Here is a 26438-nt window from a genome sequence, read left to right as displayed (position 1 = left end):
ATCCACGCAGAGCAGACATCATCGGCATCGGTGACGGGTAAAGGGATGGATTTCGACCGCCGGGCGATTCCCGCCGCGGCGCGCGAAAGCATGTGGGCGGCGCCCGACGGCCATCCGGTTCGGCGGCTCGACTGGTCATCTGCGGCCGGCCCACCGCGCGGCTCTCTGCTGTTTCTTCCTGGGCGTGGCGACTATTACGAGAAGCATCTCGAAGCCCTGCATCACTGGGTCGGCCGCGGCTGGCGGGTAACCGCACTCGACTGGCGCGGCCAGGGCGGATCGGGGCGGCTGGGGATCGACGAGGCTACCGGGCATGTCGAGGATTTCGCGCTCTGGCTCGGCGACCTCGCCGCTTTCTGGGGCGCGTGGCGAACGGACAGCGTTCGACCGCGGATCGTCGTCGCACATTCGATGGGCGGGCAGCTGGCGTTGCGCGCCGTAGCCGAGGATCTGATCGATCCCGATGCGCTGGTGCTGGCCGCGCCGATGCTCGGCCTGGCCGGACGTGTTCCGGGCGCGGCGATGCATCAGGTCGCGCGGATCATGGCGGCTTGGGGCGATGCCCGGCGTCCTGCATGGAAATGGAAGGAAGAACCCGGCGACAAGCTCGCCTGGCGCCAGCGCATGCTCACGCATGACGACGCGCGCTATGGCGATGAACTGTGGTGGCGTCAGCATCGCCCGGAACTCGCGATGGGTCCGGGGAGCTGGCGCTGGGTCGAGCGCGCCTATGCCTCGATGCGCGGGCTCGAGAGGCCCGGCGTGCTCGAACGGATCGCGATCCCAGTGATCTTGGTCGCCAGCACCGGCGACAAGCTGGTCTCGTTTCCCGCGATCGAGCGCGCCGCGCGGCGCATCGTCCGCGCCGAGCTGGTTCGCTTCGGCCCCGAGGCCGCGCACGAGATTTTCCGCGAAGCCGACCCGGTCCGCACCAAGGCGCTGCGCCGGATCGACGATTTTCTCGATCGGGTTGTCCCAGCCGAGATGGGCGTAGCATGACCGAACACTACGACATCGCCATCGTCGGCGCGGGCATTGCGGGGGCCTCGCTCGCCGCCGAGCTCGCGGACCACGCGCGGGTCGTGGTGCTCGAGGCCGAGGACTACCCCGGCTATCACACCACCGGGCGCTCGGCAGCATTCTGGGACGAATGCTATGGTGGGCCGGACATCGTCCCGCTGACCGTGGCCTCGGGGCCGTATCTTGCCGAGCACGGCTTTCTCAGCCCGCGCGGGGGACTCTACATGGGGCGCGACGAGGACGCGGCCACCCTCGATGCGTTCATCGAGCGGTTTGCGCCCACCGGAATCGACATTCGCCGCCTCGGCCGGGCCGAGCTGGCCGCGCTGATCCCTGGGCTCAAACCCGCGTGGACTGGAGCGATCCACGAACCCGCCAGCGCCGACATCGACGTCGCCGCGATGCACCAGCACTATCTGACGCTGGCGAAGCGCGCGGGCGTAGTGCTCGAAACCAGCGCACGGCTGAGCGCCGCCGAGCGCGAGGGCGGGCGGTGGCGGCTGGCGACCCAACGCGGACTGGAGCTGACCGCCGGGGTTCTTGCCAACGCCGCGGGCGCCTGGGCCGATCACGTCGCCAGACTCGCCGGAGCCGCGCCGCTGGGGATCGCCCCGATGCTGCGCACCGTCGCCCAGTTGCGCACGGCGCCCGCCCCACCTGCAACCCTGCCGCTGACCCTAGACATCAACGGTAGCTTCTACTTCAAACCCGAAAGCGGGCGGCTGTGGCTTTCACCCCATGACGAAACCCCGTCCGAAGCCTGCGACGCGGCGCCTGAGGAACTGGCCGTGGCCGAGGCGATCGACCGTTTCGAAGGAGTGGTCGACTGGCGGATCGAGGCGGTCGAGCGGCGCTGGGCGGGTCTGCGCAGCTTCGCCCCCGACCGTCTGCCCGTCTATGGCTTCGATGCGCGGCGCGAGGGTTTGTTCTGGTTCGCCGGACAAGGCGGCTTCGGTATCCAGACCGCGCCGGCCGCGGCGCGCTTGGCCGCGCAACTCATCCTTGGCGAGCCGCGCGATGCGATGACCGGGGAGCTCGACCGAAGTCTCTATTCGCCCGGGCGTTTCGCCGCTTGAGCCGCGCGCGCGGCACGCTACCATCCGTTCCGGGCCTTGCCCTTGGGAGACGATAGATGGCGCACCGCTTCGAAATCCGCCAAAACAAGAAGGGCGAGTACGTCGCCTATTTCTGCTATAACAGCGAGACGATGTTCTGGACCGAGGGTTACTCGTCCAAAGCCAGCGCGAAGAACGCGATCGAGTCGATCAAGAAGAATGGTGTCGGTGCGGAGACCGTGGACACCACCACCGGCTGAGTCCACGCACAACACTTATCGCCACTCACCTCGTCATGCAGAACGTGTTTCAGCATCCATCCAGCGGTCGCGACCAGCGGTTTGTGGGGAGAGATGAACCCTGAACCGAGTTCAGGGTGACGGAACTTGGGGTGCGGGAACTGATTTCACCCCCGCGCCGCATCCGCCGCAGCGCTGGCGAGCGCATCGACGCGCTCGTTCTCCGGGTGGCCGTCGTGGCCCTTGACCCAGACCCACTCGACGCGGTGCGGGCGCACCGCGTCGATCAGTTCGCGCCACAGCTCGGCGTTGAGCACGGGTTTCTTCGCCGCGGTGCGCCAGCCGTTCTTCTGCCAGCCGTGGACCCAGCGGGTGATGCCGTCGAGCACGTACTTGCTATCGGTGTGGAGCGTCACCCGGCAGGGCTCGGCCAGCGCCTGAAGCGACCGGATCGCGCCGGTCAGCTCCATCCGGTTGTTGGTAGTCGCCGGGTCGGAGCCCGATAGCTCCTTTTCATGATGCCCCATCCGCAGCAGCGCGCCCCATCCGCCAGGGCCGGGATTGCCCTTGCACGCACCGTCGGTGAAAATCTCGACGTGCTTCACGCGAAAACCGCCGCGTTGGCCGGATCGGAGTAGAACTGAAGTTGCCGAGCGGGGGCCATTGGATCCTTGCGTGTGACCAACGCGCCCGGCGGGGTGTTGAGCCAGTCGTAGGCTCGGCTCAGCGCAAATCGCAGCGCCGCGCCGCGCGCCAGCAGTGGCAAGGCCTCGCGTTCCCGGGCCGAAAGCTGACGCAGGGCTTCGTATCCGGCAAGCAAGGCCGCCGACAGATCGGGCCGGAACCGCCGCCCCTCCTCGGCGAAACACCACGCCGCGTGGGTTACAGCGACGTCGTAAGCGGTCAGGTCGTTGCAGGCGAAGTAGAAATCGATCAGTCCGGTCACTCGCTGGCCCCGCATGAGGACGTTGTCGGGGAACAGGTCGGCATGGATCACCGAGCGGGGCAGGTCCGCAGGCCACTGCGCGGCGAGCAGGGGGAGTTCGCGCGCAACAAGGTCGGCCAGCACCGGATCGATCGAGCCCAGCCCTTCGCTTCCACACGCCTCCGCCAGGCGCCGCCATTCTGCTACACCCATGGCATTGGCTCGCTCGCCGGGGAAATCCTCCACCGCAAGATGCATCCGCGCCAATGCCTCACCGACCGCCCGAGCCTGGCCGGCGGTCGGCTGGCTGACGGAGACGCCGGGCAGATACTCGATAAGCGCGATCGCTTTGCCATCACGCAAGCGAAACAATCGACCGTCGCGATCGTGGATCGTGCGCGGCACCGGACAATCGCGCGCGGCGAGGTGATCGAGCAGCGACAGGAAGTAGGGCAGGTCGGCGATCTCGATCCGCAATTCGTACATCGTCAGGATGAAGCGCGAACCGTTTCCGTCGGCGCCGGTGGTCTCGATCAGCCAGTTGCTGTTGGACACGCCCTCGGCGATGCCCTTGGCCGAAACCAGCTCGCCGACATCGTATTGGGCGACAAGCTCGGCCATCGCCTCGGCGCCGATCTGGGTATAGACGGCCATCTGTCGTCAGGCGACGAGCTGTCGCGGCAGCTTGAAGACCATGCGTTCTTCCGCGCTGACCACGGTTTCCTCGGTAACATCGCGCCACTGGCGCAAGGTATCGACCACCTCGCGGACCAGCACTTCGGGAGCGGAGGCCCCCGCCGTCAGGCCCAGGGTGGTCACTCCGTCGAGCCACGACCGGTTGATTTCGATCGCGCGCTGGATGAGCCTCGCCGGCGTACCCAGACGCTCGGCCACTTCGACCAGGCGCAGTGAGTTCGAGCTGTTGGGGGCGCCGATCACCAGCACCAGCTCGCACTCCTCCGCGATCGCCTTCACCGCGGTCTGGCGGTTCGAGGTGGCATAGCAGATGTCCTCGGCCTTCGGCCCGGCGATCGCGGGAAAGCGCGCGCGCAAGGCGGCGACGATCTCGGCGGTATCATCGACAGAAAGTGTTGTTTGGGTCAGGAATGCCAGCGGTTTGTCGGGCGAATACGCCAGCGCGGCAACATCCTCGACCGTCTCGACCAGTGTGATCGAGCCTGCAGGCACCTGACCGAACGTACCGATCACCTCGGGATGGCCACGGTGGCCGATGAACAGGATGTGCCGCCCCGCCTCGAGGTGGCGTTCGGCCTGGCGGTGGACCTTGCTGACCAGCGGGCAGGTCGCATCGAGCCAGTCGAGGCCGCGTTGGGCCGCCGCCGCAGGCACCGCCTTGGGCACCCCGTGGGCCGAGAACACCACCGGCACGCCATCGGGAACCTGGTCGAGTTCCTCGACGAACACCGCGCCCTTGGCCTTGAGAGAATCGACCACGAAGCGGTTGTGAACGATCTCATGCCGCACATAGACCGGCGCGCCATACTGTTCGATCGCCCGCTCGACGATCAGGATCGCGCGATCGACGCCGGCGCAGAAGCCGCGCGGTGCGGCGATCAGCATGCGCAAGGGAGGCAAGGCCGGGTTCATGGTCCGCGCCCTACCCGCAAATCCCGCCTTTCGCAAAGCCGCCGGGATGTCTAGAGAACCGCGCGACACCAAGGATGCCAGACGCATGACCCCCACCCGTTACCTCGCCCTCGCCACCCTGCCTCTGCTCGCGCTTGCGGCAGGCTGCGCCAAGAAGGGCGAGCTGGTGATCGATTCGGGCGTCGGCGTCACCGCGCTGCGCACCGCCTGCCCAACCGTGGGCGTACCCGACTACACGGGTGACGTGACCCAGTTCAGCGCGCCCGGGCGCACCGATGCAGGGGGGAATCGATCTCACCGCTTCGCTCACCAACGTTCGCAGCACGTGCAACGATACGGGAGAGAAGGTCTATACCGTGGCCGATTTCGACGTCCTCGCTCGGCGCACGGACGTGCGCGGCGCGCGGACCGTTCAACTGCCCTATTTCGTGACCGTCGTCCGCGGCGGCACCGCAGTGATCGCCAAACGGGTCGGCACGGTAACGATCGCCTTCGCCGACGGGCAGGAGCGCGCCCAGGGCCACGCTCAAGCCGCGTCCTACATAGACCGCGCCGAGGCCACCTTGCCCGAGGACATCCGCAAGCGGATCACCGCCAAGCGCAAGGCCGGCGACGAGAACGCCGCGCTCGATCCGCTCGCCGAACCCGACGTCCGCGCCGCGCTCGCTCGCGCAAGCTTCGAGCTGCTGGTGGGGTTTCAACTGAGCGAAGCCCAGATCGCCTATAACGCCACGCGATGAGGCTGTCCTCCTCGCCCCTCGCGGGAGAGGATGTGGAGCCTTGCGAGCGCGCTCGCCGGGCTAAGCTTGCGAGGAGGCGCAGCGTCGCGCCCGCTTCTCGCCCCCCACCAAGCTTCGCTAGTTCCTGACGGAACAAGCTGCGCTATCCTCTCCCGCGAGGGGAGAGGATAGCTTTCATCTCCCGGCCTCCTCGGCTAACCGCCCGGCATCGCCATGACCCAGACCCCCGCCAACCTGTTCGCCACCTACACCGGCCACATCGCCGCCGCGCTCGATCGGCTCGAGGCGGCAGGTGCGCTGCCGGGCGGGCTAAACCGCGCCAGCATCACCTGCGAACCGCCGCGCGATCCGAGCCATGGGGACCTTTCGACCAACGCCGCGATGGTCCTGGCGAAGCCCGCGGCGACCCCCCGCGGGCCTTGGCTGAGGCTTTGGCGGTCGAATTGCGCGCGGCCCCCGGCGTAGAGGCCGCCGAAGTCGCCGGGCCGGGGTTCATCAACTTGCGCCTGACCCCCGCCGCCTGGCGCGACGAACTGCGCGCGATCGCGGCAGCGGGCGACGCCTATGGCCGCTCAGCGATCGGCGCGGGCACTAGGGTCAACGTCGAATACGTCTCCGCCAACCCGACCGGGCCGATGCACATGGGCCACTGCCGCGGCGCGGTGGTCGGCGATGCGCTGGCCAGCCTGCTCGAAGCGGCGGGCCACACAGTGACGCGCGAGTACTACGTCAACGACGCAGGCGGGCAGGTCGATGTCCTGGCCCGCTCGGTCCAGTTGCGGTATCGCCAAGCGCTGGGCGAAGACATCGGTGAAATCCCCGACGGCCTGTATCCCGGCGACTACCTGATCCCGATCGGGCAGGAACTGGTGGCGGAATTCGGCAACCGCTACGCCGCCGCACCCGAAGCCGACTGGCTCGCGCTGTTTCGCGCCCGCGCGGTCGCGGCGATGCTCGTGATGATCCGCGCCGATCTCGCGCTGCTCGGCATCCACCATGACCTGTTCAGCTCGGAAGCCGAACTCCAGGCCGCGGGCAAGCCCGAGGCCGCCGAAGCCTGGCTGCGCGCGCACGATCTGGTTTATGATGGGGTGCTCGAAGCGCCCAAGGGCAAGACGCCGGACGATGATTGGGAGCCGGTCACTCTTCCCCTGTTCCGCTCGACCCGGTTCGGCGACGATCAGGACCGTCCAATCCGCAAGTCCAACGGCGCCTGGACCTATTTCGGCGCCGACCTCGCCTATCACTTCCAGAAGGCGCAGTCCGCCGACGCGCTGGTCGACATCTGGGGCGCGGACCATGCCGGCACGGTCAAGCGCATCCGCGCCGCGGTCGCCGCGCTGACCGGGGCGGACGGGAAACCGCCCAAACCGTTCGAGGTCAAGCTCGTGCAGATGGTCCAGCTCATGCGCAACGGCGAGCCGGTCAAGATGTCGAAGCGCAGCGGCAACTTCGTCACCCTGGCCGATGTGGTGAACGAGGTGGGAAAGGACGTAGTCCGCTTCACCATGCTGACCCGCAAACCCGAAGCGCAGATGGACTTCGATTTCGCCAAGGTGGTCGAGGCGTCGAAGGACAATCCGGTATTCTACGTCCAGTATTGCCATGCCCGCGCATGCTCGACGCTGCGCAAGGCAGAGGCGGAGGGGATCGTGCCCGACGTAGCCGCCATCGACCGGCTCGAAGCCGACGAACTGGCACTGATCAAGTTGGCGGCGCAGTTTCCCCGCGTGGTCGAAGGCGCTGCCGCCGCGCGCGAGCCGCACCGCGTGGCGTTCTTCCTATACGACCTCGCCGCGGGCTTTCACGCCCACTGGAACCTTGGGAACGACCGCCCGGACAAACGCTTCATAGTGACACAGGACCGTCAGCTAACCGCCGCCAGACTTTTCCTGGTCGCCCAGATCGGGCAGGTTGTCCGCAACGGTCTCGCCATCCTGGGGGTGGAAGCGGCCGAGGAGCTATAGGCAGATGGCAGGCGATGATAAAACCGGGCGCAGATCGATCTTCACCAGCGACGATCTGCCACCCGAGGACGCCATCCCGCCCGCGGGCAACCCAGTCTCGCCGCGCTGGGACGGTGACCGCGAAGACGAGGATTACGGCACGAGCGGCGAAGGCTTCGCGCCTGCCGCACCGCCACGCCTCAGCCTGGGCGATGGCGAGGAGCGCTTGCCCTGGCTCGAATCCGCCGACGACATCGATCCCCACGAAGGATTCGACAGTGGGCGGGTTATCGGCTTCGTCCTGCTTGGTCTGGTCGCCTTGGGGATGATTGTGGCGGCGGTGTGGATCGCCAGCCACCGCGGCCCCGCCGCCGCCGACGGCAGCACGATCCGCGCCGAGGCCGGGCCCTACAAGGTCCCTCCCGAAAACCCCGGCGGCAAGAAATTCGCCGGCACCGGCGACACCAGCTACGCGGTTGCCCAGGGCGAGACCCGCAGCGGGACGATCGCGGGTGAGGACGGTTCGCCCACGCCCGGCGTCGGCGCGACGGCGACAGCGTCCCCATCGGCCACCGGCTCAGCCACGCCCGCGCCCAAGGCCAGCACGGCGACCGGCGCCGCGCCCGTCACGAGCGGCGGTGTCGGCGTTCAGGTCGGGGCCTATACCTCGGCCAGCGACGCCGAAGCCGGCTGGACGGCGCTTTCCGCACGCCACGATGCGCTGTCCGGCTTCAAGCACCGAGTGGTCGAAGGCCAGGCCGAGTTCGGACGGGTGTTCCGCTTGCAGGCCGTCGCGGGCGACGTGGCATCCGCCACCGAATTGTGCACCAAGCTAAAGGCCTCGGGCCAGGGGTGCCAGGTCAAGAAGTAAGCATACGCGGCCACGCATCGATCCGTTGCTTCCTAGCGGTGTCGGATCGAGAACGGTCGGCTCAAGCGCGCCCGGTCGTGTTCGCCAGCAACGCCGGATCGATCCCTTCCGCCTTCCACGCGGCGGTCCAGCGCACCGCGGCAGGGGTATCGAAGATGATCCTGTCGTGGCCCTGCGCGGCGAACCAGCCGTGGCGCTGCATTTCGCCGTCGAGTTGGCCCGGTCCCCATCCGGCATAGCCCAGCGCGAAAATCCACCGTGTAGGCCCTTCGCCACGGGCGATCGCGCGCAGGGCCTCGAGACTGGCGGAAAGTGCGTACTGTTGCTCGACCAGGATCGTGTCCTGGCAGCACCATTCGGGCGAGTGGAGGATGAACCCGCGCTGCATTTCCACCGGACCGCCGTTGTGGACCGGCGCGTCGGGAGCCTCGCCCGGGTCGATTCCGATGTTCTCGAGCAGTTGGCGAAAGCGCAGCCCCGGATGGAGCTTGCCGATGCCGATCCCCAGCGCACCCGCCTCATCGTGGACGCACATGGCGATCACCGCGTGATCGAACCGCGGATCGCTCATTCCCGGCATGGCGAGCAGCAAGCGGCCGGTGAGGGTTTGCACTTCGCTCATCACGATAGACACTAAGCATGAGACGGGCAAAAGAGAACCGTTGCGAAATGGGGGTATCGAATTGCGCATGAGGGCACGGATAGCTTGGGGGCTAGCCTCCTTCCTGCTCGTCATCCTCGTCGGACTGATGACCTGGGAGCCGTTCTTCGCCCCCGCCCCCGCCGCGCCCGCGCCGCGAAGCTATTCGGTCCAGATCACCCGCGACGAGTTCGGCGTGCCACACGTCCACGGCAAGAGCGATCCCGATGTCGCCTTCGGAATCGCCTTCGCCCATGCCGAGGACGATTTCGCGACCTTGCAGGACGTGGCGGCGATGACCCGAGGGCGCTACGGCGCGATCGCCGGGGTGAACGGGGCCAAGGTCGATTTCGCGTTCCATCTGCTCGACGCGCGGGGGACCGTGCGGCGCCGCTACGCGGCGCTGCCGGCCGACACCCGCGCGCTTCTCGACGCCTACGCTGCCGGGCTGAACACTTACGCCGCCAAGCACCCGGCGGAGATCAAACTGGCACGGCTGTTTCCGCTGAACGGGCGCGACATCGCCACCGGCTTCGCACTGCGCCAGCCGTTCTTCTTCGGACTGGATAACGTCATCGGCGCGCTCGTCGGTGATACCCCGCTGGGCGCCGACAACGGCCCCGCGCTCGATGGCAAGCCGCTGCCCGACTACGAGCATGGCGGCGGCAGCCTGATCCCCGCAGCCGTCGATCCAATCGCTCGGCCAGGTCCGCTGCCGATCGGCGAGGATGCCGCGCTGGCTGGTTCCAATGCTTTCGCGGTTGCGCCATCGCGCTCGGGCGACGGAGTTACGCGGCTCGTCTCCAACGCCCACCAGCCTTACCGCGGCGGGGTCGCGTGGTACGAAATCGTGGTCGAGAGCGACAACGGTTGGCACATGGCCGGGGCGCTGTTTCCGGGAATGCCGTTCCTCGCGCTGGGCCACAACGAAGCCTTGGGTTGGACCAACACCGTCAATCGGCCGGACCTGATCGACACCTACAAGCTCGTGCTCGACGGCGATGGCTCGCACTACCGCCTCGACGGCAAGTGGCAGCCGTTGGAAAAACTGCGGGTGTGGCTGCCCGTGCGGTTCGGGCCGCTGGTGCTGCCGGTGCCCAAGACGGTCTGGCGCTCGATCCATGGCCCGGTGATCGTCAACCGCGAGGGCGCCTTTGCGATCCGTTATGCCGCGATCGACAGCATTGCCAACATCGCCGACTACTATCACCTCAACAAGGCCCGCAACTTCGCCGAATGGCAGGCGCTGATGGCCAAGCACCCGCTGCCCTCGACCAATTTCATCTACGCCGACCGCGCGGGCAACATCGCCTATCTCTACAACGCGGCGTTTCCGGTGAGGCGACCAGGGTTCGACTGGCGACGCACCTTGCCTGGCGATCGATCCGACCTCATCTGGCACGAAACGGTGCGATCGGAGCAGGTTCCGCACTACCTCAACCCGGCTTCAGGTTTCCTCTACAACGCCAACAACACCCCATTTCGGGCCGCCGGCAAGGGCCACGATCTCGATCCAGCGCAGACATCGCCGCTGCTCGGGGTCGAACTCGACGAGACCAACCGCTCGCGCCGCGCGGGCCGGTTGATGGATGCGACCAACCCGATCGGGCGGCGCGACCTGCACGCGATCAAGTACGACACCGGCTACGAGCGCACCGCCGAAGTCGCGTGGATGCTCGACGGGATCGCCAGGCTCGATGTCCGCAATGATCCCGTTCTGAGCAAGGCCCAGGCGCTGATCGGCGGTTGGGACCTACGCGCCGACGGCCGCAACCCAGGCGATGCGCTGGCTGTAATGGTTCTCAAGGACGCGATGAAGACCAGCTACCAGCACACCGTCCCACCCGATCCGCGCGCGCAACTCGAATGGGCCTCGAGCCACCTGATGAAATACTTCGGGCGCCTCGATCCGCCGCTGGGCCGGGTCGAGCGGCTGCGCCAGGGGCCGGGCAAGTACAGGATCGACCTGCCGCTCGACGGCGGCGGCGATACCCTGCGCGCCGCAACCAGTTGGAACGTCGATCCGAAAGACGGACGCCTGCTGATCAAGCACGGCGACAGTTTCGTGATGTTTATCGAATGGCCCCAGGACGGGAAGGTGACTTCGCGCTCGGTCCAGCCGTTCGGCGCCGCGACCACCCGGCCGGACAGCCCACACTTCACCGACCAGGCCCCGCTGTTCGCCGCGCACCGGCTCAAGCCAGTCCACTTCTTCGCCGCCGATGTGACCGCGCACGCCGTTCGTCGATATGTGGTGAGCAATCGCTAGGGCTTTGCTAGTCCGAGCGCATATCTCCCCACCGCTCATCCCGAGCAACGTCGAGGGATCGCGCGCCCGGCCTCACCGTAGCGCGAGATGGTCTCGACTTCGCTCGACATGAGCGGGACTTTTGTAGGGTTCGCCATGCACCGTAAGTTCACCACCTCCGTCCTCGCCGTATCGCTTTCCGCCTGCGCCGCCAATGTCGAAAAACCGCAGGCTTCGGCGCCCCCGCCCGAGCCGGCCGCAACAGTCCAGCCCGCGCCGCTCAGCCAACTAGTCGCCGCGGTCGATATCCCCTACGAGAGCTTCTCGCTGGCCAACGGCCTGACCGTGCTGGTCCACACCGATCGCAAAGCGCCGATCGTCGGGGTGACGACATACTACCGGGTCGGCTCCAAGCACGAGCCCAAGGGCCGAACTGGGTTCGCCCACTTGTTCGAGCACTTGTTCTTCGGCGGCAGCGAAAACGTCCCCAATTTCGACATTCCGCTCGAAGGCGCCGGTTCCACCCCGACCAACGGCAGCACCTGGTACGACCGCACCAACTACATCGAGACCGTGCCCACCGGCGCGCTCGACCGCGCGTTGATGATGGAAAGCGACCGGATGGGGCACCTGCTGGGCGCGGTGACCCAGGACAAGCTCGATAAGCAGCGCGGCGTCGTCCAGAACGAGAAGCGCCAAGGCGACAACCAGCCCTATGGCCTCGACGACTACCTGATCGGCGACGGTCTGTTCCCGGTCGGCCATCCCTATCGCCACCAGACGATAGGCTCGATGAGCGATCTAAACGCCGCCTCGATCGGCGACGTGCGCAAGTGGTTCACCGACCACTACGGTCCCAACAACGCGATCCTTGCGCTGACGGGCGACATCGACGCCGCCACTGCGCGGCCGCTGGTCGAGAAGTGGTTCGGCGACATCAAACCGGGTCCCAAGGTGACCAATCCCGCCGCCGCGCCGGTGACCCTGGCTGCGGCGGTCAGCGAGGAACTGAAGGATCAGGTGCCGGTCACCCGTCTCTACCGCGCCTGGAGCGCGCCAGGGCTCAACGACCGTGAGACGCAGGCACTCAAGCTGGGCATGAGCGTCCTCGGCGGCCTATCCAGCTCGCGGCTCGACAACGCGTTGGTCCGTGACGAGCAACTGGCCGTCGCGGTCACCGCCCAAGCGCAGGATTTCGAGCAGGTAACGTTCGTCCAGGCCTATATGGACGTGAAGCCCGGAGTAGATCGCGCCAAGGCCGAGCGGCGCTATGACGAAGTCATCGCCAAGCTGATCCGCGAGGGGCCGACCGCCGACGAGCTGCAGCGGGCCGCGACGCAGTATGTATCGCAGTCGCTGGGCCAGCTCGAAGGCGTGCTAGGCAAAGCGGAGACGCTGGCCGAGGGGCTGCTTTATTCGGGGGATCCGGCGCACTACAAGACCGACTTGGCAGCCGTCGCCGCGATCACCCCCGATGAGGTTCGCGCCGCCCTGCAGAAATGGCTGACCCGCCCCGCTTACAAGCTCGCGGTGGTTCCCGGCGCGCGCACCCTGGATGGCGGAAAGCTGGGCGGCTGGGGCGACGAGGCCACGACGCCGACGCCCAAGCCCGACGCCAAGAAGCCGGCCGCCAAACTCGTCACCGGATCGAAGCGCACACTCCCCGGCATCGCTCCGGTGGGCGACCTGACCTTCCCCGCGGTCGAGCGCGCGACGCTGTCGAACGGCATCCCGGTCGCCTTCGCGCGGCGCACCACGGTACCCAAGGTGCTGGTCAGCCTCAACTTCGACGCGGGCTACGCCGCCGACCCACGCGACGCGCTCGGCACCCAGTCGCTGATGCTGACGCTGCTGGACGAGGGCACGACCACCCGCGACAGCATCGCCATCGCCGAGGAGCAGGAGCGGTTGGGCGCGCAGCTTTCGAGCGGGGCGAACATCGATTCGAGTTCAGTGATCCTGAATGCGCTGTCAGCAAATTTGGCCCCCTCGCTGGCTCTGATGGCCGACGTCGTCCGCAATCCCGCGTTCGCGCCCGATCAGGTCGCGCGGCTCAAGGATCAGCGATTGTCCGAGATCGCGCAGGAACAAGCTTCGCCGGTCGGATTGGCAAATCGGGCGATTCAGCCGCTGATCTACGGCCCCAACCACCCTTACGGCGTTCCGGCCAGCGGGCTCGGCGATCCCAAGGCGGTCGCCGCGCTGACACCGGAGACGTTGCGAAAAGTCCACGACGCCTGGCTGCGTCCCGACCTCGCGCGGATCACCGTGGTCGGCGACACGACGATGGCCGAATTGCTGCCAAAGCTGGAGACGGCGTTCGGCGGCTGGCAGGCGCCCGCCGGACCGCGGCCGAACAAGGACCTGACCGTCGCCATCCCCGCACCGAAAAGCCGGATCGTGGTGATCGACCGCCCCAATTCGCCGCAATCGGTGATCATGGGCGGGCGCGTGCTGCCGGTGACCGGAGGGCAGCAGGGTGAGGACATCGACCTGGCCAACGAAGTGCTGGGCAACGGCTTCCTGAGCCGCCTCAATATGGATCTTCGTGAGGACAAGGGCTGGAGCTATGGCGTCTCGAGCCGGGTCGCGCGCAACTTGGGCAAGCGCAGCTTCGTCATCACCGCACCGGTGCAGAGCGACAAGACCGGCGATTCACTCAAGCTTCTGATCGCCGACATGAAGGCGCTTGCCACCGGCAAGACCCCTGTCAACGCCGAAGAGCTTCAGCGGGTCACCGACGGAAACATCCGCGGACTGCCGAACCGCTATGAGACGATGGCGCAAATCCTTTCGGCGATCGTGCTCAACGACCGCCTGGGGCGGCCTGACGACTATGTTGCCAAGCTGCCTACGCTGTACCGCACGTTTGACGCCAAGGCGCTCGACGCGGCCGCCAGGGCCTATCTCGGCGCGAATGATCTGGTGTTCGTGGTGGTGGGCGATCGCAAGGTGATCGACCCGCAACTCAAGGGCCTGGGCCTGCCGATCGAATACATGCAGGTTGACACGCCCCCCGTTGACACGAGTGTCGACAGCGACTGAAACACTTCCACCACAATCACCCCCATCGGGAGAGAAGCGATGAGCGTTGCCGGAACCTATGACTGCGTGACCAAGACCCCGATGGGTGACCAGAAGTCCAAGTTCACCGTCAACGTCGACGGCGACACTTTCACTGGGCAGCAGGCTGGGGCGATGGGCAGCATGGACGTGGTCGACGGCAAGGTCGATGGCAACACCCTGACCTGGACGATGAACATGACCGTTCCGATGCCGATGAAGCTCACCGGCGAGGCCACCGTCGAAGGCGACACGATCACCGGTACCGTCGACGCTGGCGCATTCGGCAAGATGCCGATGAGCGGTACGCGGGCGGCGTAATTCTCGAATTCTCCCCGAGCTTGTCTCGGGGAGAATTTGAAGCACGAACTATCGCCGCTTCTCCGCGACCCTCGCCGTATCCATGATCGCGAGCGCGGTCGGCAGGCCCGCCTTGAAGTAATGGATCTTGGGCGCGTCGAAGCTGATCACGTAGAGCTTGCCGCCGACCACAGCGGCACGCGCAACCCCCTGGCGTTCGAGATTGTCGCCCTCCGTGGCATAGGCATAGTCCATCTCGATGCCCGCCGCGCCTGCCAGCGTCGCCGGGCGGACCGCGCCGACTTCGAATACCGCGCTGGCAAGCGCGATCCGCGCCGAGTTCTCGAACCATTCGGCAATGTCGGTGGGCAGCATCGCCGGATCGAACTTGGGCAGTGGATCCTTCTTCTTGTCGCGCTGGCGAAACAGCGCCTTGCCCTTCGCGATCCCACCGTAAAACGACAAATCGTCTAGCCCGGTGCCGTTCTGGGTCCAGCTCTCGTTGCGCTTCAGGTCGCTGTTGGTCGATCGGTTCCAGTCGCCGACCGCGGTAACCACCATCTCGTCCGTCCCGACCTTGCGCACCTCGCCGTCGCGGACGAGCTTCCACGGGGTCGAGAGAACGAACTGGGCGGCGGCGGGCGGCGGGGCGGCGAGCGGTGCCAGAGCGATAATGGCCAAACAAATCCTCCACCGCCCCAAAACCCCAAGCCGTCGCCCCGGCGAAGCCCGGGGCCCAACCAGCCTATCCTCCCATGCGACCATTGCGTGAGGTGGCGAGTCCGGCTGGGCCCCGACCTTCGCCGGGGCGACGGGGATATTTGTTGCGAAACCGGCTCTCATACCCCCTGCACCATCGAGGCCAAGATCAGCGCGTCCTCGGCGTTGGGCCGCCTGGCCAGATACTCGCGGATCGCCGCGCGCCCTGCTTCGGCCTGCCCCAGCCGCAATCGCGCCAGGCCAAGTCCACGCCAGGTTTCGGGAAATGCCCCGCCCCCAATTCTCCTTCCGGCCTCGACCGCCGCCTCATACGCCGCCACGGCCTGCTCGAAATCCCCCGGCGCACCGCGACTGCGGTAAAGCTCTCCTTTCGCGTAGAGCAAGTCCGGGGTCCATCCTGCGGGATCGCCCGCCGCCAGCGTGCCCAACAAGTATTCGGTCCCGCCGAAATCCTGCAGTTTGATCTGGTCGTCGATCAGTTTGGGCCACCACTGCTTGAGCGCCGTGCGATACTCGGCGGTCCGCTTGGCTCCCGGCTCGGCCAGCGCCATGGCTGCGGCCTTGTCGCGCAGCGTCGCCATTCGCTCAGTACTTTTGGGATGGGTGGCGAACATCCCGCCGTTCTTGTCCTTCTGGCTCTTGTGGCCGCGCACCTTTGCGGTTGCGTCGTTCTCCGCACCGAGTTGCTCCCAGATCGCCGAGGCCTCGCGCGGATCGTAACCCGCCCGCGCCAGCTCGGCCAGCGAGCCAGCGTCGGCCTCGCGCTCCATGTCGCGGCTGAACGAATAGATCCCCCCGATCAGCGCGATCTGCCCGAGCATTCCTACGTAAGGAATCGGGATGAAGCTCAGCCAACTCAGCGCGTCGGTCTTGGCACGGATGTCCTTGAACAGGCGCAGCGTGTGGCGCTGCTCGAAATGGGTGTATTCGTGGCCCAGCACCGCCGCGAGTTGCGCCTCGTCCCGCATCCGCAGGAACAGTCCGGTATAGACGATCGTGACGCCGTTGGGGGCCATGCTTGCATTGAAATACGGCGTACGGACAATGTACAGCCGCGTCGCCGCGCAACGCTGTTCGCCCACCGTCCGGCACAGCACGCCGCGCACATACTGGTTGAGCGCGGGGTCGGTGACGAGGAATTTCGACTGCTTGAGCAGCCGTTCCTGCTCGTCCATTTCGAACCACAGCCCTTCCTCGAGCTTGTCCTGCGGGCGGTATCCGGCGGTGCTGGGCAGCGGTAGCGCGGGCTTGGCAGGCGGCTTCACGGGCGCGGCGCCCGTCAGCACGATTCCCGCCAGAAGCGCGGCAAGCGCTCTCACGGCTGCGGCTCACCCTTGGTTTGCTCCGGCTTCTTCTCTGGTGGGACATCGACCTTGACCGTTCCGGTCGGCCCCGTGCCGGCCTTCTTGGGAAAATCCTCGAGCAGCTGGGCCATGCGCTTGTCCGCTCCCACCGCATCGCGCGGATCGCCGCCCATCGAGGTATCGGCGTTGAGCCAAACGAGGTCGCCGGTCTTCAGGTCGACCAGCCCCGCATAGCCGATATGGACTCCCGAACTCATCAAACCCAGCCCCATCACCGCCCCCAGGATCTGGGCCACCTTGCGGCCCGCCGAGCCGTAGGAATCGTAAGTTAGGAAGAACAGGCCATAGTCCCCGCCGAGCGGCTTCAAGGCCGCCGCGCCCTCGCCCAGGGTCCAGTCGAAATCGCTCTTCTTGGTCGGAAGGCGGTTGCCGGGGAACATCTTATGGCTGAACGCCGCCTGCGCGACGGTCTTGAACAGCGCGGTATAGTCGTTGAGCGCCGCGCTATCCGCGCCCTGAAGATCGGGCGCGAGCGTCACCCGGTTGCCCTGCATCACGGGCGCCCTGGCCAGCGCGGCGAGCAAGTTGGCCCGCGCGGTGCGGGTCCAATCGGCGTTGGGCTCGTTCATCCCGCCGGTGGTCTGCTCACCGACCGCAATATCGGGCCGAAACACCAGAATCCGCGCTTCTCCCGGGGGTAACAGGAACCCTGGCTTGACCGCGGTCGCCTCGGGCCCGCCGAACTGGGCGGCAGCGGGTTGGGCGATCGCCACGGCGAGCGCCGCGGCGGCCAATCCGGCAAACATCCTCTTCATCGGCATTCCGGCCCGGCTCCACGGCGATTCGCGCGGATCATGCCACCGCGGAAGCGCCAATGAAATGCGGGACTTACGCCGTCGCCGGTCCGAGCTTCTCCCGCAGCACCTCGTTCACCAGCCGCGGATTGCCCTTGCCCTGCATCGCCTTCATCGTCTGGCCGACGAAGAAGCCGAACAGCGCCTCCTTGCCGCCGCGGTACTGTTCGACCTTGTCGGCGTTGGCGGCCAGCACCGCATCGACCGCGGCGTTGATCGCGCCGGCATCGCTGGTCTGCTTGAGCCCCCCCAGTTGCACTATTGCTGCCGCTCCTTCGCCGGTTTCGAGCATTTTCTCGAACACTTGCTTGGCGATTGAGCCCGAAATCGTTCCGTCGGCGACCAGCGCGAGCAGCTCGGCCGCCTGCACCGGGGAGACCGGAGAGGTCGCCAACGTGGCGCCGGTACGGTTGAGCGCGCCGAACAACTCGCCGGTCAGCCAATTGGCCGCCTGCTTGGCGATATCGGGCTCGTCGCGATCCTGGCGTCCGCTGCTCTCGGCGAGCAGTGCCTCGAACCAGCGCGCGGTCTCGGCCTCGGCGGTGAGCACGCCTGCGAGATAAGGCGAGAGGCCCAGCGCCGTCTCGTAGCGGTGGCGCTTGGCGTCGGGCAGCTCGGGCAGCGAGGCGCGGCACTCTTCGAGAAACGCATCATCGAGTTCGAGCGGGAGCAAGTCGGGATCGGGGAAATAGCGGTAATCGTGCGCGTCTTCCTTGCTGCGCATCGAGCGGGTCTCGTTGCGGTCGGGATCGTAGAGCCGGGTTTCCTGGACGATCCTGCCGCCGTCCTCGATCACTCCGACCTGGCGCTTCGCCTCCTGCTCGACCACAGCCATCACGAAGCGCACCGAGTTGACGTTCTTGGTCTCGGTCCGCGTCCCCAGTTCGCCCCCCGGCTTCCTCACGCTGACGTTGACGTCGGCGCGCATCGAGCCTTCTTCCATGTTGCCGTCGCACGACCCGACATAGCGCAGGATCGAGCGCAGCTTGCGCAAGTAGGCCCCGGCCTCCGCGGGCGAGGTCATGTCCGGGCGGCTGACGATCTCCATCAGCGCGACGCCCGAACGATTGAGGTCGACGTAGCTCATCGTCGGGTGCTGATCGTGCATCAGCTTGCCCGCGTCCTGTTCGACGTGGATCCGCTCGATGCCGATGGTCTTGGTCTTGTCGGGGTTCTTGTCGTCGGGGCTGACCTCGATCGCGCCTTCGCCGACAAGCGGGTGGTAAAGCTGGCTGATCTGGTAGCCCTGCGGCAGATCGGCGTAGAAATAGTTCTTGCGGTCGAACCGGCTCCACTTGTTGATCTTCGCCTCGATCGCCATCCCGGTGCGCACCGCCTGGCGGATGCATTCGCGGTTGGGCACCGGCAGCATCCCGGGCATGGCGGCATCGACCAGGCTGACCTGGCTGTTGGGCTCGGCCCCGAACGTCGTCGAGGCGCCCGAGAACAGCTTGGAATGGCTGGTGACCTGGGCGTGGACTTCGAGGCCGACCACGACCTCCCACGCGCCGGTCGCGCCTTCGATGCGATAGTCGCTCACCACCACTTCTCCGGTTTGGCGTTGAACCCGGCTCTTGCCTCGATCGCCAGCCCGGCGTTGAGGACGCCCTGCTCGTCGAACGCCTTGCCGACGATCTGGAGGCCGAGCGGAAGGCCTTCGCGGTTGAGGCCCGCGGGTACGCTCATCGCGGGCAGTCCCGCAAGGCTGGCAGGCACCGCGAACACATCGTTCAGATACATCGCCAGAGGGTCCTCGCTCTTGTCGCCTAGGGCGAACGCGGCGCTGGGAGCGGTCGGGGCAAGGATCACATCGCACTCCGTCCAGGCGTGCTCGAAGTCGCGCGCGATCAAAGTCCGGACCTTCTGCGCCTGGGTGTAATAGGCGTCGTAGAACCCGGCGGAGAGCACGTAAGTGCCGATCAGGATGCGGCGCTTGACCTCGGCTCCGAAGCCGGCGGCGCGTGTCGCGGCGTACATGTCCTGCAAGCCGCCGCCTTCGGCGAGCTCGCGCAGGCCGTAACGCACCCCGTCGTACCGCGCGAGGTTGGACGAGGCTTCAGCGGGGGCGACGATGTAGTAGGCGGGCAGCGCATATTTGGTATGCGGCAGGCTGATCTCGACGATCTGTGCGCCTGCTTCGCGCAGCCAGGCGATCCCGTCGTCCCAGCTTTTGGCGACATCGGCGTCCATCCCGTCCATCCGGTATTCGCGCGGGATGCCGACGCGCTTGCCGCGCAGATCGGGGTTCAATCCGGCTTCCCACGCGGGCACCGGCAGGTTCAGGCTGGTCGCATCCTTGGGGTCGAACCCGGCCATCGCCTCGAGCATGATCGCGCAGTCGCGCACGTCGCGCGCCATGGGCCCGGCCTGGTCGAGGCTGGAGGCGAAGGCGACGATGCCCCAGCGCGAGCAGCGCCCGTAGGTGGGCTTGATCCCACTGATCCCCACGAACGCGGCGGGCTGACGGATCGAACCGCCGGTGTCGGTGCCTGTCGCCGCGGGACACAACCGCGCGGCGACCGCCGCCGCGCTACCACCGGAGGAACCGCCGGGAGCCAAGGCCGTGTTGCCGCCATCGTTGCGCCTCCACGGGCTGCGGACGTTCCCGAAGTACGAGGTCTCGTTCGACGAGCCCATCGCGAACTGGTCCATGTTGAGCTTGCCCAGCATTCCCGCGCCGGCGTCCCACAGTTTCTGCGATACGCTCGATTCGTATTCGGGGACGAAGCCTTCGAGGATGTGGCTGGCCGCCGTGGTCTGGACGCCCTGGGTGGCGAACAGATCCTTCATCCCTATCGGCACGCCCGCCAGCTTGCCCAGCGGCTTGCCCGCGGCGCGCGCGGTATCGACCGCATCGGCCGCGGCGAGCGCCTTGTCCGGGGTCGCGACGATGAACGCGTTGAGCGCAGCCTGCGCGTCGGCGACATTGGCGTTGAAGCCCTCCGCTACTTCGCGCGCGCTGAATTCGCCCGCAGCGACTCCATCGCGGATCGCGGCGACGCCAAGGCTCGTCAGGTCGGTCATTCGATCACCTTGGGAACGCCGAAGAAGCCGTGTTCGGGCGCGGGGGCGTTGGCGAGAACCTTGGCGCGGACACGGCCGTCGGTGACCACGTCGTCGCGCAGGCGCAAGGTGTTGGGGATCACCGCGGTCATCGGCTCCACCCCGGTCACGTCGACCTCGCCGAGTTGCTCGACCCAGCCGAGGATATTGTTCAATTCGGGCACCATCGCCGCGACTTCTTCGTCGCTCATGCGGATGCGCGCCAGCGAGGCGATCTTCGCCACGGTGGCCTTGTCGACGGACATGCAAGCTTTCCCGACCGGTTGATGGGGCAAAAACGAAGCCCGCGCGCTAGCAGCGCGTCATGCGGGCTTCAAGCGAAGCGAGGCTATTGCGGTGGCGGCGGCGCTCCGGCTCCCGGAGGCGGTCCACCCGCGCCGCCCTGCATCTGTTGCAACTGCTGCATCATCTGCTGCTGGCGCATGATCTCCTCGCGAGTCTTGAAATCGAGGAGATCGACGTCGAAAACCAGGTCGCTATTGGCCGGAATCACGACCTTGCCGGTTTGCGGGTTGCGCTTTTCCTCGGGGCCGTAGGCTTTTTCGGCCGGGATCGTCAGGCGGTACTTGCCACCCTTTTGCATCCGGGTGATGCCCTGGCCGAAGCCTGGAATGACCTCGTCCAGCTTCATCGGCACCAACTGGCCCCTGTCGAACTCGGTGCCGTCGGTCAGCTTGGCGACGTAGTTGATCTGGACCACGTCCTCGATCTTCGGCGAAGGGCCATTGCCCGGGACGAGGGTTTCCACCCGCACGTCGTGCGAACGCGTTACCCAGACCAGTCCGGCGGCCACCAGCAACGCCACCAGTACGCCCAGCCAAATCTTGGTCAATGAACCCTTCGCGATCGGCAAAAGCGGTACGCGGTGGATTTCGGTCATGACTGTCCCCCCAACTCACCGAGACACGGCGCAAACGACAAAGGCGCCGGTTGCCCGACGCCTTGTCATGGCCGCTTCATGCGGCGGCTTCAAGCGGGAAGCTTATTTCCCGCCGTCGCGCTCGACCCGCTTGCGCTCGAGCTTGCGCGCGCGGCGAACCGCGGCGGCCTTTTCGCGAGCACGCTTTTCGCTCGGCTTCTCGTAGTGGCGGCGCAGCTTCATTTCGCGATACACCCCCTCGCGCTGCAGCTTCTTCTTCAGCGCGCGCAGGGCCTGGTCGACATTGTTTTCGCGAACCATGATTTGCATAAGACCGCCTGTACCTCTTTCTTCTCGTCTGCGGGCATGGACACGGCGTTTGCGCGTCAGAGGCCCGATCAAGGCAAAACAAAATGAGGGCGAATCCACGTGGACCGCCCGAAAGCGAGCGGGCCGCTAACAGAAGGCGGCGGCGATGGCAAGCGGCCGCGGGCGTCCGCACCCCCTCTCCTACTGCGGGAGAGGATAGTGGCCGCGCCGTGATTCCCGCGTTAGAGGCTCGCCCAGCGGGGAGGCTCGATCATGCGCGAAGCAATATTCATCACCGGCGGGGGCAGCGGGATCGGGCGCGCGGTGGCGCAGCGGTTCGCGCGCGAGGGCTGGTTCATCGGGCTGGCCGACATCGACGAGTCGGGTCTGGCCGAAACCGCCGCGCTGCTGCCACAAGGCGCAAGTTGGACGACCAAACTCGACGTGCAGAATCGCGCCGCATGGGATCAGGCACTCGCCGCCTTCGTCCAGGCCAGCGGCGGACGGCTGGACGTGCTGTTCAACAACGCCGGGGTCGCCCATGGCGGGCCGTTCGAGGGCAACAGCCAGGCCGAGATCGACCAGCTCATCGACGTCAATTTCCGCGGCGTCGCCTATGGCGCGCAAGCGGCTTTCCCCTATCTGCGCGACACGCGCAGCTCGGTCCTGCTCAACACCGCCAGCGCCGCGGCGCTTTATGGCGGGGCGGGGTTGGCGGTCTATTCGGCGACCAAGTTCGCGGTTCGCGCGCTGACCGAGGCGCTCGACGTCGAATGGGCGGGCGACGGGATCGCGGTGCGCAGCCTGATGCCGGGGTTCATCGACACGCCCCTGCTCCACACCCCCGCCCACGCGGGCAGCAACCAGTCGAAGCGCGACACCGTAGTCGAGGCGGGGCTCGAGTTCACCCCCGTCGAAGTCGTGGCGGAAACCGCCTGGGAGGCGATCCGTTCGCCCAAGCTCCACCACCTGGTGGGCAAGACCGCGCGGCGGCTTGCTTTCGCCGCGCGGTGGATGCCGGGGCGGCTGCGCAAGACGATGGTGAGATCGTTCGGGGTGGGCAAATGAGCGAAGTATCGGTTCCGCGGTTCGACCTGTCCGGACGGGTGGCGTTGGTCACCGGCGCATCCTCCGGCTTCGGCGAGCATTGGTCGCGGTTGCTCGCGGCGGCGGGGGCCAAAGTGGTCCTGGCGGCGCGCCGGACCGATCGGCTCGAGACCGTCGCGGCGGAAATCCGGGCGACGGGTGGCGCTGCATTGGCGGTGCCGCTGGACGTGTGCGACGAAGCCGCCACCGCCGCCGCTTATGCTGCAGGCGAAGCCGAATTCGGCCCGATCGATACGATCGTCGCCAATGCCGGGATTTCCGACGACCGCCTGGCGCTCGAGCTCCCGACCGATTCGTTCGAGCAGATCGTCGCGATCAACCTCACCGGGGTGTTCAAGACCGTGCGCGAGGGCGCGCGGCGGCTGATCGCGGCGGATCGGGCGAGCCGGGGCCGGGTGGTGGTGGTCAGCTCGATCACCGCCAAGAAGCCCTACGCGGCGATGACCGCCTATGCCGCGAGCAAGGCCGGGGTGCTTCACATGAGCCGACTGCTGGCACGCGAATGGGCGCGCAAGGGTATCTGCGTCAACGCGATCCTGCCCGGCTACATCGAGACAGAGATGACCGGCGACCTGTTCGCGGAGGGCAGCAAGGGCGGAGAGTGGTTGCTGAAGAGTTTTCCCCGCCGGGCGCTCACCCCGATGACGGCGATGGACGCACCGCTGTTGTTCTTCTGCTCGGACCTGGCCGCACACGTCACGGGCGCGGAGCTGACCGTGGACGACGGGCAGAGCCTTTAGCTCGGCACGGGATTGGCAGGCGTGTCGTACGCTAAAGCGTGCTCATGTCGATCACGAAGCGGTACTTCACGTCCGCCTTTTCCATCCGCTCGAACGCGGCGTTGATCCCGTCCATCGGGATCACCTCACACTCGGCCAAAATCCCCTTCTGCGCGCAGAGGTCGAGCATTTCCTGAGTCTGCGCGATACCGCCCACGCCCGATCCGGCGACCGAGCCCTGCTTCATCAGCAGCACGCCGGTGTGGAAGCTGGGCAACATGTCGATCGCGCCGACGATGCACAGCGTGCCCTTGCGGTCGAGGAGCTGGAGATAGGGCGTCATCTCGTGCGCTACCGGGATCGTGTCGAGCAGGAAATCGAAACTGCGCGTTGCCGCTTTCATCGCCGCCTTGTCGCTCGAGACCAGCACCTTGTCCGCGCCCAGCCGTTGCGCGTCGGCGCCCTTTTCCGGTGAGGTGGTGATCATGGTCACCTCTGCGCCGAGCGCCTTGGCAAACTTGACGCCCATGTGGCCCAGCCCGCCCAGCCCGATCACGCCGACCCTGCTGCCCGGCCCGACGCCCCAGTTCCTGAGCGGCGAATAAGTGGTGATGCCGGCGCACAGCAGCGGCGCGGCGCGCGCGAGGTCGAGCCCGTCGGGGATGCGCAGCACATAAGGTTCGGCGACAACGATACTCTTGGAATAGCCGCCATACGTGGTCGTCCCGTCGACCCGGTCCCTGGCGTTGTAGGTGCCGGTCATGCCCTCGCGGCAATACTGTTCCTCGTCGTCGACGCAGGCGTCGCAGTGGCGACAACTGTCGACGATCGTGCCGATGGCGACCCGGTCGCCCGCCTTGAACCTGGTGACCCCGGACCCGACAGCGCTGACCGTGCCCACGATCTCATGGCCGGGCACCAACGGATAGGTCGTCCGCCCCCAGTCGTTGCGCGCGGCATGGAGATCGGAGTGGCACACCCCGCAGAACGCGATGTCGATCGCCACGTCTTCGTCGCGCAAGTTGCGGCGGTCGATGGTCAGCGGGGCGAGACCCGATTCGGGGGCGGTGGCGCCCCAGGCGGCGGTGGCGGTCATGGTCGGGTACTCCTTGCAGCGGGGCAGGCAGCCGTTTAATCGCCCGATTAAAGGGAGAAGGCAATGCAGATCGATTCGACCACAGCCGCCGTCGTCACGGGTGCGGCATCGGGTTTGGGCAAGGCGAGCGCAATAGCGCTGGCCGCCGCGGGTGCAAAAGTCGCGGTATTCGACGTGAATGTCGCGGCGGGCGAGGCGGTCGCGCGCGAAATCGGGGGCGTCTTCTGCAACGTCGACATCACCAGCGAAGAATCGGTCGTCGCCGGGTTCGCCAAGGCGCGCGCGGCGCACGGGCAGGAGCGGATCACGGTCCACTGCGCGATGACCAGCCGCCGCGGCAAGACGCTGGCGTTCGACAAGGAACTGGGGCGGCTGAAGCGCCTGTCGACCGAGGATTATCAATACGGGGTCAATGGCATCCTCGTCGCCAGCTACCGCATCGCCTCGCTCAGCGCCGAGGGCATGGCCAGTCTCGAGCCAGTCACCGAGGACGGCGAGCGCGGGTGCATCACCCTGACCGCTTCGGTCGCCGCACAGGACGCTCAGATCGGCCAGGTCACCTATGGATCGGCCAAGGCGGGGGTCAACGGCCTGGTCCTTCCCTTGGCGCGCGACCTGATGGACCTGGGGATACGGGTCAATTCGATCATGCCCGGAATCTTCGCCACCCCGCTGATGTTGGGCGCCAAGCAGAACGTGCTCGACAGCCTCGCGGCGAGCGTACCGTTCCCCAAGCGCCTGGGCCATCCGGAGGAATTCGCGTCGCTGGTGCTCGAATTCGTCCGCAACGGCTATTTCAATGGACAGGCGATCCGTCTCGACGGCGCGATAAGAATGGCGCCCAGATAAATGCGCTAATCCCGCTCATCCCGAGCGAAGACGAGGGATACCCGCTTGCGCGGCTTGTCTCGACTTCGCTCGGCGCGAGCGGACCTTGGGAGAGAACCGTATGACCAGCCCATTCCGCGACGGCCTGTTCGCCGGTAAAGTCGCTTTTGTCGCCGGGGGAACCTCGGGAATCAATCTGGGCATCGCCGCGCGGCTTGCCGAACTCGGCGCGAAAGTCGCGATCCTTGGGCGCAATCCGGAAAAGGCCGCCGCCGCCGCCGAACCCATCGGCGCGCTGGCGCTTACCGCCGACGTGCGCGATTACGGGGCGACCCGCGCGGCGATGGAGCGCGTCCGCAACGAACTCGGCCCGATGGACATCGTCGTCTCGGGCGCGGCTGGCAACTTCCTCGCCCCGGCGCTGGGGATGAGCGCCAACGCCTTCAAGGCGGTGATCGACATCGACCTGATCGGCACCTTCAACGTGTTCCGCGGCTGCCACGACCTGCTCGCCACCCCCGCCAGCCTGATCGCGATCACCGCGGGCCAAGCGGTCAACGCCATGGCGCTCCAGGCGCACGCCTGCGCGGCCAAAGCGGGGGTCAACCAGCTCGTCCGCGTGTTGGCGATCGAGTGGGGGCCGGACGTGCGCGTCAACGGAATCTCGCCCGGACCGATCGCCGGGACCGAAGGCATGTCCCGCCTCGCCCCCGCGCGCGGCGACACCGACAAGCAGTTCGCGCGAATTCCCGCCAAACGCTGGGGCGAGATCGGCGAGGTAGCCGAGGCGGCGGTATGGCTGTGCTCGGACGCAGCAGCCTATGTCACCGGCACGATCATCGACGTCGATGGCGGCAGCCAGGTGGGCGACGCCTCGCGGATGGATTTGATGAAGGGTCTGGGCTGAACCCAACCGACGCCAGT

25 protein-coding genes and 1 pseudogene are annotated in these 26438 nt (G+C 66.9%); 13 read left to right on the top strand and 13 right to left on the bottom strand.

The genetic code is table 11. From position 1 onward, the window contains the following. Positions 1–45 precede the first annotated feature (45 nt). Genes GKE62_RS13020 through GKE62_RS13010 form a run of 3 tightly spaced genes read left to right on the top strand, consistent with a single transcriptional unit; the run spans position 46 to position 2335 of the window. Positions 46–999 (top strand): alpha/beta fold hydrolase, encoded by a 954-nt coding sequence (locus GKE62_RS13020; protein ID WP_154692607.1) that lies wholly within the window; start codon positions 46–48, stop codon positions 997–999. Further along, a complete protein-coding gene (locus GKE62_RS13015; RefSeq protein WP_154692606.1) occupies positions 996–2096 on the top strand; it encodes an FAD-binding oxidoreductase in 1101 nt (366 codons plus the stop codon). Before GKE62_RS13020 ends, GKE62_RS13015 begins: the two co-directional genes overlap by 4 nt. 56 nt (positions 2097–2152) lie before the next feature. Further along, a complete protein-coding gene (locus GKE62_RS13010; RefSeq protein ID WP_154692605.1) occupies positions 2153–2335 on the top strand; it encodes a DUF1508 domain-containing protein in 183 nt (60 codons plus the stop codon). A gap of 146 nt (positions 2336–2481) precedes the next feature. Here the strand turns inward: GKE62_RS13010 and rnhA are convergent, their stop codons facing one another. The 3 genes from rnhA to ispH are packed head-to-tail and all read right to left on the bottom strand — an operon-like array spanning position 2482 to position 4847. Next, positions 2482–2919 carry a ribonuclease HI gene (gene rnhA, locus GKE62_RS13005; RefSeq protein ID WP_154692604.1) on the bottom strand — a complete coding sequence of 146 codons (438 nt, stop codon included), beginning with the start codon at positions 2917–2919 and terminating at the stop codon, positions 2482–2484. Further along, positions 2916–3893, bottom strand: coding sequence for a homoserine kinase (thrB, locus tag GKE62_RS13000; protein WP_154692603.1), 978 nt, complete (start codon positions 3891–3893; stop codon positions 2916–2918). The genes rnhA and thrB overlap by 4 nt, the downstream gene beginning before the upstream one ends. A gap of 6 nt (positions 3894–3899) precedes the next feature. Continuing rightward, complete coding sequence (gene ispH / locus GKE62_RS12995; RefSeq protein ID WP_154692602.1) at positions 3900–4847, bottom strand: 4-hydroxy-3-methylbut-2-enyl diphosphate reductase; 948 nt, start codon at positions 4845–4847, stop codon at positions 3900–3902. 275 nt (positions 4848–5122) lie between these two features. Here ispH and GKE62_RS12990 point away from each other — a divergent pair, with 275 nt between their 5' ends. From GKE62_RS12990 to GKE62_RS12980, 3 genes and pseudogenes are all read left to right on the top strand, one after another. After that, positions 5123–5587 (top strand): hypothetical protein, encoded by a 465-nt coding sequence (locus tag GKE62_RS12990; RefSeq protein WP_370516006.1) that lies wholly within the window; start codon positions 5123–5125, stop codon positions 5585–5587. A 213-nt stretch (positions 5588–5800) separates the two neighbouring features. After that, positions 5801–7554, top strand: a pseudogene (argS, locus tag GKE62_RS12985) (arginine--tRNA ligase). 4 nt (positions 7555–7558) lie between these two features. Beyond that, entirely contained in the window at positions 7559–8404 is an 846-nt protein-coding gene (locus GKE62_RS12980) for an SPOR domain-containing protein (RefSeq protein ID WP_154692601.1), read from the top strand. Positions 8405–8465: 61 nt separating this feature from the next. Here the strand turns inward: GKE62_RS12980 and GKE62_RS12975 are convergent, their stop codons facing one another. Next, entirely contained in the window at positions 8466–9026 is a 561-nt protein-coding gene (locus GKE62_RS12975) for a YqgE/AlgH family protein (protein ID WP_154692600.1), read from the bottom strand. 67 nt (positions 9027–9093) lie between these two features. Here GKE62_RS12975 and GKE62_RS12970 point away from each other — a divergent pair, with 67 nt between their 5' ends. The 3 genes from GKE62_RS12970 to GKE62_RS12960 all read left to right on the top strand — a co-directional run bounded on the left by GKE62_RS12970 (position 9094) and on the right by GKE62_RS12960 (position 14676). Next, positions 9094–11313 carry a penicillin acylase family protein gene (locus GKE62_RS12970; protein ID WP_154692599.1) on the top strand — a complete coding sequence of 740 codons (2220 nt, stop codon included), beginning with the start codon at positions 9094–9096 and terminating at the stop codon, positions 11311–11313. Positions 11314–11448: 135 nt separating this feature from the next. Beyond that, positions 11449–14337, top strand: a complete 2889-nt coding sequence (locus tag GKE62_RS12965; protein WP_154692598.1) for a pitrilysin family protein — start codon at positions 11449–11451, stop codon at positions 14335–14337. Positions 14338–14376: 39 nt separating this feature from the next. Then, positions 14377–14676, top strand: a complete 300-nt coding sequence (locus GKE62_RS12960) for a hypothetical protein (protein WP_154692597.1) — start codon at positions 14377–14379, stop codon at positions 14674–14676. A 48-nt stretch (positions 14677–14724) separates the two neighbouring features. On the opposite strand, the gene GKE62_RS12955 is transcribed toward GKE62_RS12960, so the two are convergent. The 8 genes from GKE62_RS12955 to rpsU form a co-directional block, all read right to left on the bottom strand. After that, the gene (locus GKE62_RS12955; RefSeq protein ID WP_154692596.1) at positions 14725–15336 is read right to left on the bottom strand and encodes a hypothetical protein; all 612 of its coding nucleotides are present in this window, start codon (positions 15334–15336) and stop codon (positions 14725–14727) included. Between the two features lie 158 nt (positions 15337–15494). Beyond that, entirely contained in the window at positions 15495–16694 is a 1200-nt protein-coding gene (locus tag GKE62_RS12950) for a M48 family metallopeptidase (RefSeq protein WP_154692595.1), read from the bottom strand. Then, the gene (locus GKE62_RS12945; protein ID WP_195908382.1) at positions 16691–17494 is read right to left on the bottom strand and encodes a hypothetical protein; all 804 of its coding nucleotides are present in this window, start codon (positions 17492–17494) and stop codon (positions 16691–16693) included. Before GKE62_RS12945 ends, GKE62_RS12950 begins: the two co-directional genes overlap by 4 nt. Positions 17495–17567: 73 nt before the next feature. After that, positions 17568–19079 carry an Asp-tRNA(Asn)/Glu-tRNA(Gln) amidotransferase subunit GatB gene (gene gatB, locus GKE62_RS12940; RefSeq protein ID WP_154692594.1) on the bottom strand — a complete coding sequence of 504 codons (1512 nt, stop codon included), beginning with the start codon at positions 19077–19079 and terminating at the stop codon, positions 17568–17570. Next, positions 19070–20557, bottom strand: a complete 1488-nt coding sequence (gene gatA, locus GKE62_RS12935; protein WP_154692593.1) for an Asp-tRNA(Asn)/Glu-tRNA(Gln) amidotransferase subunit GatA — start codon at positions 20555–20557, stop codon at positions 19070–19072. The genes gatB and gatA overlap by 10 nt, the downstream gene beginning before the upstream one ends. Then, entirely contained in the window at positions 20554–20841 is a 288-nt protein-coding gene (gatC, locus tag GKE62_RS12930) for an Asp-tRNA(Asn)/Glu-tRNA(Gln) amidotransferase subunit GatC (protein ID WP_154692592.1), read from the bottom strand. Before gatC ends, gatA begins: the two co-directional genes overlap by 4 nt. An 83-nt stretch (positions 20842–20924) precedes the next feature. Next, entirely contained in the window at positions 20925–21476 is a 552-nt protein-coding gene (locus GKE62_RS12925) for an FKBP-type peptidyl-prolyl cis-trans isomerase (protein WP_154692591.1), read from the bottom strand. 102 nt (positions 21477–21578) lie between these two features. Then, complete coding sequence (rpsU, locus tag GKE62_RS12920; protein ID WP_154693719.1) at positions 21579–21785, bottom strand: 30S ribosomal protein S21; 207 nt, start codon at positions 21783–21785, stop codon at positions 21579–21581. A gap of 252 nt (positions 21786–22037) precedes the next feature. Between rpsU and GKE62_RS12915 the strand changes: the two genes are divergently transcribed. Together GKE62_RS12915 and GKE62_RS12910 are read left to right on the top strand one after the other, a co-directional pair. Further along, on the top strand, positions 22038–22832 hold the full coding sequence (locus tag GKE62_RS12915) for an SDR family oxidoreductase (protein ID WP_154692590.1): 795 nt from the start codon (positions 22038–22040) through the stop codon (positions 22830–22832). Further along, positions 22829–23611: an SDR family NAD(P)-dependent oxidoreductase gene (locus GKE62_RS12910; RefSeq protein ID WP_154692589.1), complete on the top strand. Its 783-nt coding sequence runs from the start codon at positions 22829–22831 to the stop codon at positions 23609–23611. Before GKE62_RS12915 ends, GKE62_RS12910 begins: the two co-directional genes overlap by 4 nt. Before the next feature lie 31 nt (positions 23612–23642). Here the strand turns inward: GKE62_RS12910 and GKE62_RS12905 are convergent, their stop codons facing one another. After that, on the bottom strand, positions 23643–24686 hold the full coding sequence (locus GKE62_RS12905; protein WP_154692588.1) for an NAD(P)-dependent alcohol dehydrogenase: 1044 nt from the start codon (positions 24684–24686) through the stop codon (positions 23643–23645). 63 nt (positions 24687–24749) lie between these two features. Between GKE62_RS12905 and GKE62_RS12900 the strand changes: the two genes are divergently transcribed. Next, positions 24750–25535 (top strand): SDR family oxidoreductase, encoded by a 786-nt coding sequence (locus GKE62_RS12900; RefSeq protein WP_154692587.1) that lies wholly within the window; start codon positions 24750–24752, stop codon positions 25533–25535. A 100-nt stretch (positions 25536–25635) separates the two neighbouring features. After that, positions 25636–26421 carry an SDR family oxidoreductase gene (locus GKE62_RS12895; protein ID WP_154692586.1) on the top strand — a complete coding sequence of 262 codons (786 nt, stop codon included), beginning with the start codon at positions 25636–25638 and terminating at the stop codon, positions 26419–26421. Positions 26422–26438 lie beyond the last annotated feature (17 nt).

It is taken from the genome of Novosphingobium sp. Gsoil 351 (assembly GCF_009707465.1).
In the GTDB taxonomy this organism is placed as follows: Bacteria; Pseudomonadota; Alphaproteobacteria; order Sphingomonadales; family Sphingomonadaceae; genus Novosphingobium.
Note: the sequence above shows the minus strand (reverse complement) of the source record. Positions and strands in the feature narration are given on the sequence as shown.